The sequence below is a fragment of the Leucobacter sp. NPDC077196 genome (genome assembly GCF_040687075.1).
In the GTDB taxonomy this organism is placed as follows: domain Bacteria; phylum Actinomycetota; class Actinomycetes; order Actinomycetales; family Microbacteriaceae; genus Leucobacter.
Window position 1 is genome coordinate 62,541 of the sequence record NZ_JBFBML010000005.1, and the last position, 19,245, is coordinate 81,785.

16 protein-coding genes are annotated in these 19,245 nt (G+C 67.1%); 12 read left to right on the top strand and 4 right to left on the bottom strand.

From position 1 onward, the window contains the following. Positions 1-83 precede the first annotated feature (83 nt). On the top strand, positions 84-1,331 hold the full coding sequence (locus tag AB0O71_RS07100; protein ID WP_363743665.1) for a glycosyltransferase: 1,248 nt from the start codon (positions 84-86) through the stop codon (positions 1,329-1,331). Here the strand turns inward: AB0O71_RS07100 and AB0O71_RS07105 are convergent. Continuing rightward, positions 1,328-2,086, bottom strand: coding sequence for a GntR family transcriptional regulator (locus AB0O71_RS07105; RefSeq protein WP_363743667.1), 759 nt, complete (start codon positions 2,084-2,086; stop codon positions 1,328-1,330). The genes AB0O71_RS07100 and AB0O71_RS07105 overlap by 4 nt on opposite strands. 190 nt (positions 2,087-2,276) lie before the next feature. Here AB0O71_RS07105 and iolC point away from each other — a divergent pair, with 190 nt between their 5' ends. The 9 genes from iolC to AB0O71_RS07150 all read left to right on the top strand — a co-directional run bounded on the left by iolC (position 2,277) and on the right by AB0O71_RS07150 (position 13,371). Continuing rightward, entirely contained in the window at positions 2,277-3,233 is a 957-nt protein-coding gene (gene iolC, locus AB0O71_RS07110) for a 5-dehydro-2-deoxygluconokinase (protein ID WP_363743669.1), read from the top strand. Positions 3,234-3,235: 2 nt separating this feature from the next. Then, positions 3,236-4,120: a deoxyribose-phosphate aldolase gene (locus AB0O71_RS07115; protein ID WP_363743671.1), complete on the top strand. Its 885-nt coding sequence runs from the start codon at positions 3,236-3,238 to the stop codon at positions 4,118-4,120. A 90-nt stretch (positions 4,121-4,210) separates the two neighbouring features. Then, complete coding sequence (locus tag AB0O71_RS07120) at positions 4,211-5,725, top strand: CoA-acylating methylmalonate-semialdehyde dehydrogenase (RefSeq protein ID WP_363743673.1); 1,515 nt, start codon at positions 4,211-4,213, stop codon at positions 5,723-5,725. Between the two features lie 25 nt (positions 5,726-5,750). Beyond that, positions 5,751-6,776: a 5-deoxy-glucuronate isomerase gene (gene iolB, locus AB0O71_RS07125; RefSeq protein ID WP_200330737.1), complete on the top strand. Its 1,026-nt coding sequence runs from the start codon at positions 5,751-5,753 to the stop codon at positions 6,774-6,776. Continuing rightward, entirely contained in the window at positions 6,773-8,713 is a 1,941-nt protein-coding gene (iolD, locus tag AB0O71_RS07130) for a 3D-(3,5/4)-trihydroxycyclohexane-1,2-dione acylhydrolase (decyclizing) (protein ID WP_363743676.1), read from the top strand. The genes iolB and iolD overlap by 4 nt, the downstream gene beginning before the upstream one ends. Before the next feature lie 176 nt (positions 8,714-8,889). Then, positions 8,890-9,612, top strand: coding sequence for a hypothetical protein (locus tag AB0O71_RS07135; protein WP_363743678.1), 723 nt, complete (start codon positions 8,890-8,892; stop codon positions 9,610-9,612). 807 nt (positions 9,613-10,419) lie between these two features. After that, positions 10,420-11,343, top strand: a complete 924-nt coding sequence (locus AB0O71_RS07140) for a sugar phosphate isomerase/epimerase (RefSeq protein ID WP_363743680.1) — start codon at positions 10,420-10,422, stop codon at positions 11,341-11,343. Between the two features lie 83 nt (positions 11,344-11,426). Then, on the top strand, positions 11,427-12,443 hold the full coding sequence (locus AB0O71_RS07145) for a Gfo/Idh/MocA family oxidoreductase (protein WP_363743682.1): 1,017 nt from the start codon (positions 11,427-11,429) through the stop codon (positions 12,441-12,443). Between the two features lie 55 nt (positions 12,444-12,498). Then, entirely contained in the window at positions 12,499-13,371 is an 873-nt protein-coding gene (locus AB0O71_RS07150) for a sugar phosphate isomerase/epimerase family protein (protein ID WP_363743684.1), read from the top strand. Between the two features lie 49 nt (positions 13,372-13,420). On the opposite strand, the gene AB0O71_RS07155 is transcribed toward AB0O71_RS07150, so the two are convergent. Next, positions 13,421-14,176, bottom strand: a complete 756-nt coding sequence (locus tag AB0O71_RS07155; RefSeq protein WP_363743686.1) for a sulfite exporter TauE/SafE family protein — start codon at positions 14,174-14,176, stop codon at positions 13,421-13,423. 112 nt (positions 14,177-14,288) lie between these two features. Between AB0O71_RS07155 and AB0O71_RS07160 the strand changes: the two genes are divergently transcribed. Further along, positions 14,289-15,764: a sugar porter family MFS transporter gene (locus AB0O71_RS07160; protein WP_363743688.1), complete on the top strand. Its 1,476-nt coding sequence runs from the start codon at positions 14,289-14,291 to the stop codon at positions 15,762-15,764. A gap of 9 nt (positions 15,765-15,773) precedes the next feature. After that, on the top strand, positions 15,774-16,796 hold the full coding sequence (locus AB0O71_RS07165) for a Gfo/Idh/MocA family oxidoreductase (protein ID WP_363743690.1): 1,023 nt from the start codon (positions 15,774-15,776) through the stop codon (positions 16,794-16,796). A gap of 52 nt (positions 16,797-16,848) precedes the next feature. Here the strand turns inward: AB0O71_RS07165 and AB0O71_RS07170 are convergent, their stop codons facing one another. After that, positions 16,849-17,856: a sugar phosphate isomerase/epimerase gene (locus tag AB0O71_RS07170; protein WP_363743692.1), complete on the bottom strand. Its 1,008-nt coding sequence runs from the start codon at positions 17,854-17,856 to the stop codon at positions 16,849-16,851. Between the two features lie 38 nt (positions 17,857-17,894). After that, positions 17,895-19,085 carry a Gfo/Idh/MocA family oxidoreductase gene (locus AB0O71_RS07175; RefSeq protein ID WP_363743694.1) on the bottom strand — a complete coding sequence of 397 codons (1,191 nt, stop codon included), beginning with the start codon at positions 19,083-19,085 and terminating at the stop codon, positions 17,895-17,897. Positions 19,086-19,245: the final 160 nt, after the last annotated feature.

Genomic DNA, 19,245 nt, shown 5'->3' on the forward strand with positions numbered 1-19,245 from the left:
CAGGGGTATCATGCGTCGAGGGCCCTTCGGCGCGGTCGGCGCCCGATGCCTGCAGTGCTCGATCCTGGCACTACGCTCGACGTATGACTACCGCAGCACGTTCGATCGGCTTCGTCATGCTGCACACTTCACCGCTCGACGTGCCCGGCACAAAGGACGCCGGCGGCATGAACGTCGTTGTGCGCGCGCAAGCCGAGGCGCTCGCCCGATCCGGTCACCGAGTGCGCATCTTCACGAGGCGCAGCGACGCCGACACGCCCTCGCGCGTCGAGCTTCTGCACAATCTCACCGTGGTGCTGCTCGATGCCGGTGCACCTCGTCTGCTGGCGAAAGGCGAGCATGAACAGGTGATGGAGGACTTCGGCCGGTTGCTGGGCGCCGAGCTCGCCGCCGACCCCGTCGAGGTGCTGCACGCCGAGCACTGGTTCTCGGGAATCGCGGCGCTTCCGGTCGCGCGTGAGCACGGCATTCCACTGGTGCAGAGCTACCACTCGATCGCCGCGCCCGTGGAGTCGCCGATCGGCGAGGGGGAGCGCCCGGAGTCGCCGGGGCGTCTCGCAGGAGAAGCGCGCCTCGCGGCAGAAGCCGACCTGATCATTGCGGTGAGCGAGGCGGAACGGGCGACGGTGCTGGCGCGGCTCAAGGGGGATCCGGATCGCGTGCGCGTGGTGCCCCTCGGCGTCGACACCGAGCTGTTTCACCCCTGCGACACCGCTGAGTGCGACGAGCAGCGCGACTGGCTGCGTGGAGGCGGGCGGCCCGAGGTGATCCTCGTCGGCCGATTGCACCCGCTCAAGGGTTTCGATCTCGCGATCGACGCGATTGCCCGGCTGCCGCGCGACGAACGCCCGACGCTGCGCATCGTCGGTGCGCCACCGCCAGACGGTGATGCGTACGCCCGGGCACTGCACGAGTCGGTCGTCGCGCACGGCATGCTCAGCACGACCGCGTTCGAGGGGGCGCTGCGTCGGCGCGAACTGGCGGAGCGCATTCGCTCGGCCAGCCTGATGCTCGTGCCGTCACACACCGAGACATTCGGTCTCGTCGCGCTCGAGGCTGCGGCGTCGGGGGTGCCCGTGGTCGCGCGAGATGCGGGCGGGCTCCGCGAGGCCGTGGTCGCGGGAACGACGGGCGTGCTCGTCACGGGAGACGACCCCGAGGTCTGGGCCGCGACGATTCGCGACATGCTCGCCGACGCGGTTCGCCTGAAGCGCATGGGAGACGCGGCGCGGGCGCACGCGGTGCAGCGGAGTTGGCAGGCCTCGGCCGACCGGCTCGTCGAGGTGTACCGCGACGTCATCGCGCGCGGCCGGGGCCTCGGAGCGGGCTAGCGAGAGACCAGCGTGGTCTCGAACGAGTAGAGGTCTGGACGGTAGCAGTGGTGCCCGGCCTCGATCACGCTGCCGCCCTGGTCGAACGCGACGCGATCCATCGTGAGCACGGGGCTGCCCTTCGCGACGTCGAGCAGCTCGTGCTCGTCACTGTGAGTGCGGCGCGCGCCGATCGTCTGGTTCGCGATCTTGATGGCGATGCCGCGGGCGCGCAGCATCTCGTAGAGCCCGTGCGTCTCGAGGTCGGCGAAGGTGATATCGGCGTATTCGGGTGGGAGCAGGTTCTCGAGGATCGCCATCGGGGTGCCGTCGGCACTGCGCAGGCGGCGAATACGCGTGATCTCGGTGCCGACGTCGACGCGCAGTCGCACTGCTGCCTCCTCGTCTGCGGGAATCTTGTCGAGCGACAACACTCTCGTGCTGGGGTGGTGGCCGGCGCGGGCGAGGTCCTCCTGCAGGCTCGTGAGCTCGACGGGGCGGCTCACTCGCGCCTGCACCACTTGCGTGCCGATGCCACGGCGACGCACGAGCAGGCCCTTGTCGACGAGCTCCTGAATCGCGCGTCGCACGGTGGGGCGCGAGAGCCCGAGATGCTGCCCGATCGCGATTTCGTTCTCGAGACGTGATCCGGCCGGGATGATGCCGTCGCGAATGGCTCGTTCCAGGCGGGTCGAGATCTGGAAGTACAGCGGGATGGGGCCATTGCGGTCGAGATCGGCGAAGAGCTCGCTCGGCCAGACGGGTTCAATGCTCATGTGCGGTGCTCCTCGGCGCTGGGGTGGCACGCGGGTCGAAGGCGGCGGAGCCGTGAACGACCCCTTTGTGATGACAACATTACCCCCGCACGACTGAGATACGTGCTCCGGCACGCGTTCGTGCTATTGTTAGGACAAATGCAGCGGTGCACGGGGCCCGCCTGCGCCACCACGAGAAGGCGAGTTGCGAATGGCGGAACTGCGGCGTCGAGATGACGTACTGGCGATGGGTCGGCTCGGAGTCGACATCTACCCGTTGCAAGACGGAGTCGGCCTCGAAGATGTCACGAGCTTCGGCAAGTACCTCGGCGGAAGCGCGGCGAATGTCGCGGTGGCCGCAGCGAAGTACGGGAGGGCGAGCGCCCTCGTCTCGCGCGTCGGTGACGACCCGTTCGGCCGTTACCTGCTGCGGGAGCTCGAACGGCTCGGCGTCGACAATCGCGAGGTCAAGGTCGATACGCAGTACCCGACCCCGGTCACCTTCTGCGAGATCTTCCCACCAGACGATTTTCCGCTCTACTTCTACCGCAAGCCGAAGGCGCCCGACCTGCAGATCGCGACCGATGATCTCGACCTCGAGGCCGTGCGCGAAGCACGCATCCTGTGGTTCACACTCACGGGGCTGAGCGAGGAGCCGAGCCGGGCGACGCACCTGTCGGCGCTCGACGCGCGCGCCGGCGCCGCGCACACGATCTTCGACCTCGACTACCGCCCGATGTTCTGGGCGGACCCCGCGGAGGCGACGGAGCAGGTCGCCGCGGCGATCGGCAGCTCGACCGTCGCCGTCGGCAACCGCGAGGAATGCGAGGTCGCGGTGGGGGAGACCGAGCCCGACCGCGCGGCTGACGCGCTGCTCGAGCGAGGCATCGAGCTTGCGATCGTGAAGCAGGGCCCCAAGGGCGTACTCGCGAAGACGCGGGACGAGCGCGTCGAGGTGCCCCCGCACTTCGTCGAGGTGGTGAACGGCCTCGGCTCAGGGGACGCCTTCGGCGGTGCGCTCTGCCACGGGCTGCTCGAGGGCTGGGATCTCGAGCGCATCTTCCGCTTCGCCAACGTCGCCGGTGCGATTGTGGCCACGCGTCGCGAATGCTCCACCGCCATGCCAGATGCCGCAGAGGTCGAAGCACTTCTCGTGAAGGGAGCCTGAGAATGGCACTCGACTTCGACCGACTGCGCGAGCTGCGCGCCGCCGACCCTGCGGGCATCGGCCGCGCACTCGCCGAGCGCCGTCGACGCGATGTCATCGCCGGTGACGGCAGACTCTTCATCGTGGCGGCGGATCACCCGGCACGGGGCGCCATCGCCGTTGGCGGGCATGCCACCGCCATGGCCAACCGGTACGACCTGCTCGAGCGCATGGCTCTCGCGCTCGCGCGCCCCGGCGTCGACGGCGTGCTGGGCACCCCAGACATCATCGACGATCTCGCAGCGCTCGGTCTGCTCGACGACAAGATCGTCGTCGGATCGATGAACCGCGGGGGGCTGCGCGGCGCCTCGTTCGAACTCGACGATCGCTACACCGCCTACGACATCGATGCGATGGTGCGGCACGGCCTCGATTTCGCGAAGACGCTTATCCGCGTCGACCTGAGCGATTCGGGCACAGCCTCCACGCTGCAGGCGACAGCGCGCGCCGTCGACGCGGCTGCGGCTGCCGGGTTGCCGATCATGCTCGAACCCTTCATGAGCAGCCGCGCGGGCGACAAGGTCGTCAACGATCTCTCGGCCGACGCCGTGATCCTCTCGACCGCCATCGCCTCGGGGCTCGGCAATTCGAGCGCTTACACCTGGATGAAGCTCCCCGTAGTGGCCGAAATGGAGCGTGTCATGGAGGCCACGACCATGCCGACACTGCTGCTCGGCGGCGATAACGGCGGCGATCCAGACGAGACGTTCGCATCTTGGGAGAACGCACTCGCGCTCCCCGGCGTGCGAGGTCTCACGGTTGGCCGCAGACTGCTGTACCCGCACGACGGCGACGTGGAGGCGGCCGTCGATACCGCTGCACGGCTCGTGCACCGGGGCCTCGCCTAGACTCCTGGCGATCCCGTATCGATTTCGCATCTGATCCGCCTGCGATCTCCCATCCGAACGCTCTGACGAACGACACGAAGGACACCCGCAATGAGCACTGATTCCCTCCCCGTGATCCCGCACTGGATCGACGGCGCACGCCGCGCCTCGACCAGCGGCCGCACAGCCCCCGTCTTCAACCCGGCGACGGGTGAGGTGCAGGCGCACGTCGCGCTCGCCGACGAGGCGGAGATCGCAGACGCCATCGCCTCGGCGAACCGCGGGTTCGAGGCCTGGAGCGCCTTCTCCATGGCGAAGCGTCAGACGATCATCTTTCGGTTCCGCGAGCTCCTGAACGCCCGCAAGGGCGAGCTCGCTGAGATCATCACCCGCGAGCACGGCAAAGTCGTCTCGGACGCGATGGGCGAGATCTTGCGGGGCCAGGAGGTCGTCGAGCTCGCCACCGGGTTCCCGCACCTCATCAAGGGCGCGTTCTCCGAGAACGCGTCGACCGGCATCGATGTCTATTCGATCAAGCAGCCGATCGGTGTCGCGGGCATCATCGCTCCGTTCAACTTCCCAGCCATGGTGCCGATGTGGTTCTTCCCCGTCGCCATCGCTGCGGGCAACGCCGTCATCGTGAAGCCCTCCGAGAAGGATCCCTCGGCCGCACTCTGGCTCGCCGAGCTCTGGCAGGAAGCCGGTCTGCCCGACGGTGTATTCACGGTGCTCAACGGCGACAAGCTCGCCGTCGACGGCCTGCTCACGGACCCGGGCGTGAACTCGATTTCCTTCGTGGGGTCGACGCCGATCGCGCAGTACATCTACGAGACCGCCTCGAAGCACGGCAAGCGCGTGCAGGCCCTGGGCGGGGCGAAGAACCACATGCTCGTGCTGCCCGATGCCGACCTCGACCTCGTCGCCGACCAGGCGATCAACGCCGGGTACGGTGCTGCAGGCGAGCGCTGCATGGCCATCTCGGTCGTGCTCGCGGTCGAGCCCGTCGCCGACGCGCTCATCGAGAAGATCACGGAGCGCATCGCGAAGCTCAGCATCGGCAACGGCGCGTCCACCCCCGAGCCGGACATGGGGCCGCTGATCACCGACGCCCACCGCGACAAGGTCACCGGCTACATCGACATCGCAGAGCAAGACGGAGCGACCATCGTGGTCGACGGTCGCAACTTCGCGGTCGAGGGGCACGAGAACGGGTTCTTCGTCGGGCCGACGCTCATCGACCACCTGCCCACCACCTCCCGCGCCTACACCGAAGAGATCTTCGGGCCGGTGCTCGAGATCGTGCGCGTCGACACCTTCGAGCAGGGCGTCGAGCTCATCAACTCGGGCGCATTCGGCAACGGCACCGCCATCTTCACGAACGACGGCGGGGCGGCCCGTCGCTTCCAGCACGAGATCCAGGTCGGCATGATCGGCATCAACGTGCCGATTCCCGTGCCGGTCGCCTATCACTCGTTCGGTGGATGGAAGGCATCGCTCTTCGGTGACTCGAAGGCGTACGGTGTGCAGGGCTTCGAGTTCTTCACCCGTGAGAAGGCCATCACCAGCCGTTGGCTCGATCCCGCCACGCACGGCGGCATCAACCTCGGGTTCCCCCAGAACGACTGATCGAACGCACCGGAGGAGGGGCGACATGACGCACGACGCGCAGCAGACGGCACCGGCCGGCCGATGGTTCCATCGGCGCGGCGAGCTCGCCGAAGGAGGGTGGGAGTCCGTCGTCGACGAGCGCATCCCCGGCTGGGAGCACACGGGTGTGCGGGTGGCCCGGCTCGCCGAGGGTGCGTCCATCGCCCTCGACGGGAGCGGCGTCGAACGACTGATCGTTCCCCTCTCCGGCGCGTTCTCCGTGCGATACCGCGAAGACGGCCGCGCGCCGGCCGCGACTGCTGCCGGGGCCGATGCCGACACCGAGACGACGGTCGATCTCGCCGGACGCGCCTCCGTCTTCGACGGGCCGACCGACGTGCTCTACCTGTCGGCGGTCGCCGAGGCCGAGGTCACCGCGACCTCGGCACCATCGGGCGAAGCGCGCTTCCTCGTCGCCACCTCTCCGGTGCCGGCGGACGACCCGGCCCTCGTGCGCCCCTCCCGCTACATGGCGGTCGAGGACGTGCCGGTCGAGCTGCGCGGCGCCGGTGCTTCGAGCCGCCAGGTGCACAACTTCGGCCGCAAGGAGTCGCTCGACGCGGCACGGTTCATCGTCGTCGAAGTCATCACTCCGGCCGAGAACTGGTCGTCGTACCCGCCGCACAAGCACGACGAGCACATCCCGGGGCACGAGTCGGAGCTCGAGGAGATCTACTACTTCGAGGTCGCGCCGACGAAGGACGCCCCCGCCGGCGTCGATCCCGAGCGCGCGTTCGGCCTGTTCAGCACGTACGCCTCACCGGCCGGGCCCATCGAGATCGACTCGCAGGTGCGCACCGGCGACATCGCGCTCGTGCCGCACGGCTACCACGGGCCCGCCGTCGCCGCCCCCGGGTACGACATGTACTACCTCAACGTGATGGCCGGCCCCGATCCAGAGCGCACCTGGCTCATCAGCGACGACCCGGCGCACGGCTGGGTGCGCGACACCTGGGAGGGGCAGGAACTCGACGCGCGCCTTCCCTTCACCCCGCAGACCCCAGTGACCGAAACGGAGCAGGCACGATGACGACCCGACGGATGACCGTGAGTCAAGCACTGATCGAGTTCCTCGCGAACCAGTGGACCGTCGATCGCGCGGCCGACGGAACCGAGATCCGCGAGCGCACCATTCCCGGAACGTTCGGCATCTTCGGGCACGGCAATGTCGCCGGGATCGGCCAGGCCCTCAAGCAGGTCAACGTCGAGCAGCCCGACCTCATGCCCTATTACCAGGCTCGCAACGAGCAAGCGATGGTGCACCAGTCGGTCGGCTACGCCCGCATGCACCGTCGGCGCGGCACCTACGCCGCTGCTGCATCGGTCGGCCCCGGCGCCACGAACCTGCTCACGGGCGCGGCGCTCGCCACGACGAACCGCCTGCCAGCGCTGCTGCTGCCGAGCGACACGTTCGCGACGCGCGTCGCCGACCCCGTGCTGCAGCAGCTGGAGCAGCCGCACGACATCGGGCTGACGGTGAATGACGCGTTCCGCCCGGTCTCCAAGTTCTTCGACCGGGTGCAGCGCCCCGAGCAGCTGTTCTCGATCGCGCTCGCCGCCATGCGCGTGCTCACCGATCCTGCCGAGACCGGAGCCGTGACGATCGCGCTCCCCGAAGACGTGCAGGCGGAGGCCGTCGATGTTCCGGAGGAGTTCCTGCAACCGCGCGAGTGGCGCATTCGCCGTCCGCGCCCCGAGCGCGATGCGTTCGCCGTCGCGCTCGAAGCGATCCGCGAGGCGAAACGCCCGTTCATCGTCGCGGGCGGAGGCGTGCTGTACTCGGACGCCGAGCAGCAGCTGCGCGCGTTCGTCGAGGCGACCGGCATTCCCGTCGGCTCCTCGCAGGCCGGCGGCGGCGTGCTCGACTGGGATCATCCGCAGTACCTGGGCGGTGTCGGGGCGACCGGCACCCTCGCGGCCAATCGCCTCGCTGCGGATGCCGATGTCATCATCGGGATCGGCACGCGCTACAGCGATTTCACGACGTCGTCGCGCACCGCGTTCCAGCACCCCGGCGTGCGCTTCGTCAACATCAACGTGGCGTCATTCGACGCGTACAAGCACGGCACGCAGATCCCGGTGATCGCCGACGCCAGAGAGGCGCTCGTCGAGCTGCTCGCAGCGCTCGAGGGGGGCTCTGCCGCGGAGCTCGGCGTCGACGCCGCCTACGCCGAGCGCATCGCCGCGGAGAAAGCGGCGTGGGACGGCCTCGTGGACGAGGCGTTCGCGCCCTCGGGTCGGGAGCTGCCCGGCCAGCCGGAGATCATCGGAGCGGTGCAGCGCTCGAGTGCTCCGGAGGACGTGATCGTGCAAGCGGCAGGATCGCTGCCGGGCGACCTCCACAAGCTCTGGCGCGTGCGCGACGCGCTCGGGTACCACGTCGAGTACGCGTACTCGTGCATGGGCTACGAGATCGCGGGCGGAATCGGCGCGAAGCGCGGCCTGGTCGCCGCGGGCGACGACCGCGACGTGATCATCATGGTCGGCGACGGTTCGTACCTGATGCTGAACAGCGAGCTCGTGACAGCGGTGGCCGAGGGCATCAAGGTCATCGTGATCCTCATTCAGAATCACGGCTACGCCTCGATCGGCCATCTCTCCGAGACCGTCGGGTCGGAGCGCTTCGGCACCTGGTACCGCGAGTACGACGGCGCCGCCAAGAACTTCCAGGGCGAGCAGGTGCTGCCGGTCGACCTCGCAATGAATGCCCGGAGCTACGGCATGGACGTCATCGAGGTCGAGCCGACTTCCGATGCGATCTCGGAGCTCGAGGAGGCCATCGCGCAGGCGAAGGCGTCGGATCGCGCCACCTTCATCCACATCAACAGCGACCCGCTGCTCTACGCACCCGACGGCGCCGGGTGGTGGGACGTGCCGGTGCCGCAGGTGTCGACGCTCGAGGCGACGCAGCGCGCGCGTGCCGAATACGAAACGCAGGTCGCCGCGCAGAAGCCGCTGCTCGGTTAGCGGCGATCGCGCTTCCGCAAAATCCTTCGCTGTAGCGTTGAGCTATGGATAGATCGCCGTGGAGTGGGAAACAGTTGCGGCGTCTCGGTGAGCGGTTGCGTGATGGCGGGCCTCCGCCTTCTATCGGCCCAGACTATGACCAGGTACGACTCCATTATTCAGGGGTCGCTGCAGAGGTGCAGGAGCAGATCAATGCGTTGGACTGGCGCCATCTACTCGGCCACCGCGAGTTTGAGGTAACGTCACGCGCAAAAACCATTGACACCGTTCGCGAAAAACTGCAAAGGGACCGTGCCACCCCGCTTTCGCATATTCAAGATATTGCCGGGGTCCGGTTCGAGGCAGAAATGTCGTTGACTCAGCAGCAGGCCGTCGCCGAAACGATTGCTCGACGTTTCAGCGCTGAACCTGGAGAGGTGCTGCACGATTTGCGTTCGACTCCGCACTCGGGATACCGCGCTGTGCATGTCTGGTTGCGGTTACCGCAACGGGTGGAGGTGCAGGTGCGCACGCACCTTCAGGGAGCATGGGCGAATTTGTACGAGGAAGCCGCCGATCATTTCGGAAGGCACATCCGATACGGTCGAATGCCGGACGACCCCGATGCTGCCCGCCTCGTTCGCGAATTTCAACGACTCGCACTACAGAATATTCTTGAACTTGAAGTCCATCGCGATGAGCTCTTCCTTACGGAACTACAGAATGATGACGCGAGTAGACACAGGCCTATCTCTACTTTCACGGCCAACGCATCTCCTTCATCGCGCGGTCGTGAAGACGCACAGATCGAAGCGCGATTCCAGACGTTGCGATCGTCAGAGCAGTTGGTGATAGACCGGCTGGAGCGTTTTAGAGATGATTTGCGTAGAATAGCAAGACTGGAGGGAGGCTTATCATGACGGGATTTTTGGTGGAATACCATAGGCCCACTGGCGATTGGAGTCTTCAGGAATTTCCTGGCACAAGCGGACGAACCGACGCCCTTTCGGAGAGCTTCCGGATGGAGCGTGATCGGGTAAGTGCAGACTTCGAGATCGCCGTTTTGACGACCAATTCGTTCGACACCCTTCGGCGCACCCACTCTCGTTATTTTTCTGGTGATCGTCGAGACCCGGGTTTCTCCGCGTTCAGTGTGTAATTTGGCGACTTGAATCACCTATAGGTCCTCGTAAGGTTTGAAGATGGTTTGACGGGATGATCCCGCCGAGCCAAATACGCGGTCGGCGCCGATTGCAGGCATGCGGACAGGTGTCGTACGTGCGGGACCTGAATGCGTCGCGGTCATAAGTGCGGGCATGAGCGCCTACTTGGGTGGCCGTGCGATTGAAGCGTTCGACCTTGTCGAGGGTTTGCGACCGTTACGCGGGCAAGCGTCGGTACTCCACTTCTCAATCTGGTGCCGAGGCGAACGTGTAGGAGCGGTAGCAGGATCTGTTGTCGGTCATCGCCACACTCATGCTTTCCCCAATTGCGACGGAAACCTGTGTGCCTGCAGTCAGAATCCGGCCGCGGTCTCTTCATTCATCCCTGAGGTCAGCGGGCTAGGGCCCATTCCATGCCCTGCTGTGAAACAGGAACGCCGTGGGACGATGCGTTCGCAGGTGGATTTATGGCGCGATGGATTCTCGAATACGATATGGTCTATTGTCATATCAAAGCTGGGTGCGCGTAGCCGTGGCGCCCGTCCCGAACAATGGAGTTAGCGCGTGAACGCATCATCCGCCGGCAACCCCGGGCTGCGCATCGGCACCGCCCCCGACTCCTGGGGCGTGTGGTTTCCCGACGATCCCGGTCAGGTTCCCTGGGAGCGGTTCCTCGACGAGGTCGTCGCCTCTGGCTACGAGTGGATCGAACTCGGACCGTACGGCTACCTCCCCACCGACCCGCACCAGCTCGAGGACGAGCTCGGCACGCGCGGCCTGAAGCTCTCGGCCGGCACGGTGTTCACGGGGTTCCACAAGGGCGAAGACGAATGGAAGCGCGCCTGGGATCAGGCGCTGGACGTCGCGGGCCTCGCGTCGAAGCTCGGCGCGGAGCACCTCGTCGTGATCCCGGACCTCTGGCGCAGTGATGCCACCAGCGAAGTGCTCGAACCGCGCACTCTCTCCGACGAGCAGTGGGCGAAGCTCGGCGCCGGTCACGATCGACTCGGCAAGGCCCTGCTCGAAGAGTTCGGCGTCAAGCAGCAGTTCCACTCGCACGCCGACAGCCACATCGGCACGACTCGCGAGGTGCTCCGCTTTCTCGACGAGACCGACGAGCGGTACACCAACCTATGCCTCGACACCGGCCATTTCGCATACTACGGCGGTGACAACGTGAAGCTCATCGAGGAGCGGCCGGAGCGCATCGGCTACCTGCACCTCAAGCAGGTCGACCCCTCGCTGCTCTTCGATGTGCTGAAGAACGACGTGCCCTTCGCCGAAGCGGTGACCCAGGGCATCATGATCGAACCCCCGAACGGCATTCCCGACCTCGCACCGGTGATCGAAGCCGTGGCGACGATCGACTCCGACATCTTCGCGATCGTGGAGCAAGACATGTACGGCTGCGACGTCGACCGCCCGTTGCCCATCGCCACCCGCACGCGCGAGCACATCTTCTCCTGCACGCACCTCGCCAGGAGGTAGCCCTCGAGCGTCGCATCGCGGCGCGCGCTGCTGGTCCCGGGACCGCCCTCGGGCCCGGAGTCGAATTGAAAGGAACCCGAACCATGACTGAAGATCTCCGCGTCGCCGTCGTCGGCGCCGGCAAGATGGGCGCCGACCACATCGCCCGCATCACCGACCGCATCAGCGGCGCCCGCGTCTCAGCGGTCGTCGAACCCGACGCCGGCCGCGCCGCAGCGGCCGCCGAGCACGCGCCAGGCGCGCAGGTGTTCGCGAGCGTCGAGGAGGCGATCGCGGCCGACGCGCTCGACGCCGTGCTTGTCGCGGTCCCGGGCCAGTTCCACGCGCCCGTGCTCGCGCCGGCGCTGGCAGCGAAGCTGCCGATCCTCTGCGAGAAGCCGCTCACCCAGGATTCCGCGAGTTCCTGGGACGTGCTGCAGCTCGAACAGCAGCTCGATCGGCCGCACATCCAGGTCGGCTTCATGCGCCGCTTCGATGCGGAGTACCAGGCGCTGCGCGACCTGGTCGCGTCGGGCGAGAGCGGTGAACTGCTGATGGTGCGCGGCGTGCACCGCAACCCCTCGGTGCCCGACACCTACACGAACGACATGCTCATCACCGACTCGGTCGTGCACGAGTTCGACGTCGTGCCGTGGCTCGCGGGATCGCGCGTCGTGAGCGTCGAGGTGAAGCACCCGCGCCGCAACTCGCTCGCGCCGGAGCGCCTGCACGAGCCGATCCTCGTCATCATGGAGCTCGAGAACGGCGTGCTCGTCGACGTGGAGATGAGCGTCAGCGTGCAGTTCGGCTACCAGGTCGCCACCGAGGCCGTCTTCGAGCAGGGCGTCGCCCGCATCGGTCAGCCCGCAGGATTGCAGCGCTGGAGCGCCGGGCGCTTCGGCATGCAGGAGCACGAGTCGTTCACCACGCGCTTCGCCGCGGCATACGACGAGCAGATCCAGCGCTGGGTCGATGCGGTGCACCGCGGCGACCTCATCGACGGACCGAACGCGTGGGACGGCTACCTCGTCGCGCTCTCGTGCGAGGCGGGCGTCACCGCGATGCACGACGGCGGTGTGGTGCCGGTCGATGCGCCGGAGCGCCCCGCGTTCTACGCCTGAACCTCATCTCCCACCGACCACCGGCCGAAGCGCCGCTCATTCGATAGGACGTCCCATGGTGCGCATCGCACTCGACCCCACGCCGTACAACGATTCGGTGCACCTGCTCGATTTTCCCGACCTCGTCGCGCGGCTGGGATACGAGTACCTGCAGCTGACGCCCAGCCCCGATTTTGGGCGGCACTTCCATCACCCGAAGATGGACAGCGCCCTCGTCGCGCAGCTGAAGAAGCGGGCGCGTGATGCGGGGGTGACCATCACCTCCGTGCTGCCGGTCCAGCGCTTCGGCGGCCCGGAGCCTCACCAGGTCGAGGCGGCCGTATACAACACGACGCGCTACATCGAGCTCGCGGCCGAGCTCGAGGCGCCGATCGTCAACACCGAGTTCTCGGGTCGGCCGGAGCGCGAGGAGGAGTCGGAGTACGCGTTCTACCGTGCGATGGAGCGGCTCATACCGGTGCTCGAGCGCGAAGGCGTCACCATGAACTTCGATCCGCACCCCGACGACTTCGTGGAGGACGGGCTCGAAGCGTGGCGCATCATCCGCGGTCTGAACACCGACCGCGTCGGCTTCGTCTACGTCGCCGCGCACACATTCCATTACGGCGACCGGGCGGCGAGCCTGATCCCGCAGCTCGGCAACCGCCTCGGCGCCATGTACGCGGCAGACACCTTCGACCACACCCGGTCGAACGCCCTGCGCTACATCACCAACCCTCCGGGCAACGCGGTCCGCGTGCATCAGCACCTGGCGATCGGCGACGGCGACGTCGACTGGATCGAGCTCTTCACCGTGCTCCGCGAGTCGGGGTACCTCGAACGCGACGACGCGCTCATCGTGTCGAACGTGTTCGCCGAAGACGAGCGGGCAGACGAGATCTCGCGATTCCAACTCGCCAAACTGCGCGATTTGGCCGGTCTGGCGTAAGCCGGCTCGGCGCGCGCACGATCGACCCAGCGGCGGCGCCGCGCTTCGCTCAGAAGATCACGAGATACAGCGCGCCGAGAACTGTCATCACGAGTACGGCGCCCTCGAAGAATTGCTGCTTGATGCGCACCGCGATCCAGCGCCCGAGAATAGCGCCGACGATCACGCCGGGAACGAGCAGCAGGTCGAGCGCGAGGCTCGAGGTGTCGATCAGGCCGAGGCCGATGGAGAACGGCAGCTTCGCGACATTGATGATCGCAAAGAACCACGCGGCGGTGCCGAGAAATGCCTTGACCGGAAACTTCGCCGCGAGAAAGTACATCGACATGACCGGACCGCCGGCGTTCGCCACCATGGTCGTGAAGCCCGACAGCGACCCGTAGCCGATCGTCCCGACGAGTCTGCCGCGCGCAGTGGAGGGCCCGCCGAGGGAGGAGAATCGTCGCCAGACGGTGACGGCGACCACGAGCAGCAGGATCGCGCCGATCACGCGGCGCACCCAGCCGTCGTCGGCGACGGCGAGGAACGCGGCTCCCAGCACGAGTCCCGCGACGACTGCGGGTGCGAGGCGCACGATGGTCGCCCAGCTGGCGTGCTTGCGATAGACCCACACCGCACAGGCGTCGCCCACGATCAGCAGCACGAGCAGGGCGCCCGTTGATTCCCTCGCGGGCAGGATCGCGGCGAAGATCGCGATCGACACCGTGCTTGCGCCGGGCAGCGCCGTCTTCGAGAAGCCGACGATGCAGGCTGCAACGCCGAGCAGCGCCCAGGCGTGGACGGCGAGCTCGGGCAGCACTGACATCACCGGACCACTGTACCGCTCGGGCGAGTTTGTCCAAATGTAACGACATTGTTAGGCTCAGATGAACGGCCCATTACCCGGCCGGTCACGGCACGACGAAGGAGTCATCCGCATGTCACTCGGAACCGCGGGCGCGAGTCGCACGTCACTGCCGCCGCTCGGAACCGGGCCGCATCGCCGCCGCCTCGGCCTCGTGGCCCTCATCGCCACCTTCGGCGGCCTGCTCTTCGGCTACGACACCGGCGTCGTCAACGGCGCGCTCAGCCCGATGTCGGAGGAACTGGGTCTGACGCCGTTCCTCGAAGGCTGGTTCACCAGCTCCCTCGTGTTCGCGGCGGCGCTCGGCGCGATGGCGTGCGGCCGGCTCTCCGACGGCTGGGGCCGACGCAAGACGATCATCCTGCTCGCCGTGCTCTTCTTCGTCGGCACAGCGTTCGTGGTCTTCGCCCCGGGCGGCGAGACCTACGGAACGCACACGCCGCTGGGATTCGGCACCCTCATCCTCGGCCGGGTGCTGCTCGGTCTCGCGGTCGGCGGAGCATCGACCGTCGTGCCCGTCTTCCTCGCCGAGCTCGCTCCCTACGAGATCCGCGGCTCCATCGCGGGCCGCAACGAGCTGATGATCGTCGTGGGCCAGCTCGCCGCGTTCGTGGTCAACGCGATCATCGGCAACGTCTGGGGGCACATCGACAACATCTGGCGTGTCATGTTCGCCGTGTGCGCGCTGCCTGCGATCGCGCTCTTCTTCGGCATGCTGCGAATGCCCGAGTCGCCCCGCTGGCTCGTCAACCGCGGTGACTACGAGCACGCCGAGCGGGTACTCGCGTCCGTGCGCACCCCCGAGCGCGCGGCAGCCGAGATCGGCGAACTCCGCACGCTCATCGAGGAGGAGCGCGGGGAATCGCAGATCGGATGGCGCGCCATCTTCGCGAACCGCAACCTGACGAAGATCATCTTCGTCGGCATCGGGCTCGGTATCGCCCAGCAGCTCACCGGTATCAATTCCATCATGTACTTCGGCAGCCAGGTGCTCGAGCAGTCGGGCTTCTCGCAGAACGCGGCTCTCATCGCGAACGTCGCGCCCGGCATCATCGCCGTGATCGGCGCGATCATCGCCCTGCAGATGATGGACCGGCTGGATCGCCGCAAGACGTTCATCACCGGATTCTCGCTCACCACGGTGAGCCACCTGCTCATCGGCGTCGCATCGCTGACGCTGCCGGCCGAGAGCCCCGCCCGCCCCTGGGTGATTCTCGCGCTCGTCGTGATCTTCGTCGGCTCGATGCAGACGTTCTTGAACGTCGCCGTGTGGGTGTACCTCTCGGAGATCTTCCCGCTGCACATGCGCGGCATCGGCATGGGGATCTCGGTGTTCGCCCTGTGGATCATGAACGGCATCGTGGCGCTGTTCTTCCTGCCGCTCGTCGACGGCGTCGGGATCTCGAACACGTTCTTCGTGTTCGCCGCCGTGGGGGCGCTCGCGCTGCTCTTCGTCTGGAAGTGCATTCCCGAGACCCGCGGGCGTACGCTCGAAGCGCTCGAAGAAGAAGTCACCACCGGCGCGATCTACGTGCCGCGAAGCAAGTAGGGAGCGCGCGTGCGCATCGGGATCGTCGGATTCGGCGTCGGAGGCCGTCGCTTCCATCTGCCATACATTCAGGCAGCGACCGAATGGGAACTCGTGGGAGTCGTCGCGCGGGCGGAGACGACCCGGGCTTCGCTCGCCGAAGCGGCACCGGGCGTACCCGCGTTCGCGTCGCTCGATGCGCTCATCGATGCGGGTGTCGACGCGGTCGTCATCACGACGCCGCCCGCGACGCGACGCGAGCTCGTGCTGCAGGCGCTCGAGCGTGGGGTACACGTCGTCGCAGACAAGCCCTTCGCCCCCGATGCAGCAACCGCGCGCCAGCTCATCTCAGCTGCGACCGCGGCCCAGCGCACCCTCACCGTGTTCCACAACCGGCGATGGGACACGGATCTGGTGACCCTGCGATCCGTGCTCGAATCGGGAGCGCTCGGGTCTGTCTGGCGCGCCGACTTCGCGCTCGAGCAGGACGATCGCGCGGTGCTCGACCAGGGCCCAGACGAGGGCCTGCTCCGAGACCTCGGGGCGCACGTCGTCGACCAGCTGACGCTGCTCTTCGGGCCCGTCGCACGCGTCGATGCGCATCTCGACTGGGTGGGCGAGGGTGAGGCGCGCGTCGACGTCGGCTTCTTCCTCGGGCTCCACCACATCTCTGGCGTGTTCAGCTCGGTCTCATCGACCAAGGGCGCCCGCCGCGAGGATCGCCGCATGATCGTGATCGGGCACGAAGGCAACTACGAGTCGCACATGGCCGATGTGCAGGTCGACCAGCTGCTCGCCGGGCTCAGCCCCGCCGCGAATGCGGACGTGTGGGGCGTCGAAGCCGAGGAGCGCTGGGGCGTGCTGACGACCGGCGCTGGCGCGATCCGCGTCCCGTCGCTGCGCGGCGACTACACGGAGTTCTACCGCGACCTGCATCGTGCGCTCGCCGCCGGTTCCTCGCCGAGCGTGACCCTCGACGAGGCGCTGCACACGGTCGCGGTGCTCGACGCGGCCCGTGAGAGTGCCCGAACTGGGGAACGCGTCCGCGTCTGAGTGCGCATGCGAGCGCGAGGAGCCTCGGGGGCCGGCGGGCCCCGGCCAGGAGCTAGATCGAGGCCTGCAGCGCGGCGTTGGCGTCGAGGAGCACCTGCGACGCGACCTCGAGCCCCTCGATGCGGCCGAGCGACACATCCTCATGCTCGATGTTGACCCACATCTCGGGGTCGACTTCGTGAATCGCCCGCAAGAACTCCGTCCAGAATGCGGTATCGTGCCCGCGGCCGAGCGCGACGAAGTCCCATGACGACTGCTGCGGCCACTCGTTCGCCCACTCGTCGCCGCCGAGATTGGTGCGGGGCTCGTCGGGGCCGAGGCGGCGGAACGAGTTGTCGAGCACCCCGTTGAGCCGCGCCCACTCGGGGTTCACGCGCACATCCTTCGCCGCGGCATGCACGACGAGTTCGCCGAGATGCCGTACGACGGCCACGGGATCCATCTGCTGCCAAAAGAGGTGTGAGGCGTCGAGCTCGACGCCGATGTGCGTCGCATTCGTGAGCTCGATGAGCTTGTGCACGTCGGCCGAGTTGAACACGAGATTCTGCGGGTGCAGTTCGAGTGCTATCTTCACGCCGTGGTCTGCCGCGAACCGGTCGATCTCGCGCCAGAACCTCGCCGCGACATCCCACTGATAGTCGAGCACGTCGAGGGCGGCTGAGTTCCAGGCGTTGACCACCCAGTTGACCACGGACGCACCGGGCTCGCCTCCGGGGAGGCCCGACATTGTGACGACGCGATCCTGACCGAGTCGCTCGGCGAGCCGGATCGACCGCCGCACGTCGTTCGCGTGCGCGTCGCCGATGACCGCGTTCGGATGTAGCGGGTTCCCGTTGCAATTGAGGCCGGCGATGGATACGCCGGTGCCGGTGAACTGACCGAGGAATTCGTCGCGAGCGACGTCAGACTCCAGGATCTGGTCAAGGGTCGGAATATGCGTGGCGGGGAGAAATCCGCCGGAGTTCAGCTCGATGCCCGTGAGGCCGAGTGTGCGCACCACCTCGATGGCCTCGGGAAGGCTGCGGTCGTGGAGAATCGCGTTGTACACGCCCAGTTTCATATGAGTGCTCGTTTCAGAGAAGTGGATTCGGGGCAGGATCAGCGGACCGCGACCGTGGTGCCGCCGTGCGCTGCAGACTCGGCGACCGCTGCGAGAACGTCCATGTTGTGCACGCCGTCGTCGAAGCTCTTGCAGCGGGGGAGCGACGCTTCCGCGGGAACGCCCGCGACCTCTTCGAGGAAGGCGCGCGCCTGGTGCACGAACAGATCGTTCTGGCCGATGCCGACGCCTGGAGCGTCCATGGCCCATCCTCCCGCGTAACGGGGATGGGTCGGCCCGAGCGGAATGGTGCGGTACCCGGCGAGGTCGGCCTGCTCGTCGTGCAGCATGACTTCGACCTGGGCCGGGTTCGTCTGCGACCAGCGCGCTGCACCGCGCGAGCCGAAGACCTCGAGACTGAGATCGTTCGGGTGGCCGGCCGCGACGCGGGAGACCTCGACGGTGCCCACGCAGGTGGCAAAGTTTGCGTTGAAGGTGGCGTAGTCGTCGTTGGTGACCGGTGCCGTCTCGTCGCTGACGTTGCCCCGGCTGTGGCCGACCACTTGGCCGAGTGGCTTCGGGCGCTCGGTGATCGACGTGTGGAAGCGACCTCCTGAGACCTCGCGCACCGGCCCGCACAGATACTCGGCGACGTAGCTCAGATGGCTGCCGACGTCGCCGAGGGCGCCGGATCCGGCTGGCCCCTGGTAGCGCCAGCTGATGGGTGCGTCGGGGCGGCACCCGTAGTCGGTCCAGTAGCGGCCGGAGAAATGCAGCACGTCACCGAGGCGCCCATCGTCGATGAGCTGTCGCATGAACGCGATACCGGGAGCGCGCAGATAGCTGAACCCGATGCGCGCAACCGTGCCGTGCGACGCCGCAGACCTCGCGGCGTCAGCCATGGCTCTCGCGTCTTCGATCGTGTCGCTGAGGGGCTTCTCGCAGAGCACGTGCTTGCCGGCGGCGAGGAGGCCCTCGACGATCTCGCGGTGCAGCGAGTTCGCGACGACGACGCTGACGACATCGATGTCATCAGCTGCGGCGATGTCGCGCCAGTCTGCGACATGCCGCTCGAAACCGAAGCGCTTGGCGGTCTCGACGCCGAGGGACTCGAATGAGTCGCCGATTGCGACGAGTCGAATCTCGGGGAGGACGGGCGCGTACAGCGTTGAGGCCGCGCGGTACGCGGCGGCGTGCGCCTTGCCAGCCATACCGGCTCCGATGACGGCGACGCCGATGGGTGCGGACATGAGGTTCCTTTCGAGGGCTTCATTGCTGCAGGAGCGGTCGAGCTTCAGTGTTGGAGCGCTCCAATTCGCACTACGCTAGTCGCAGGGCCATGTCCTGTCAATCTCGCCCGACGCATTTCAGCGGACGCGGTAGAAGGTGTGTTCTGGCACCCGCGGCGGC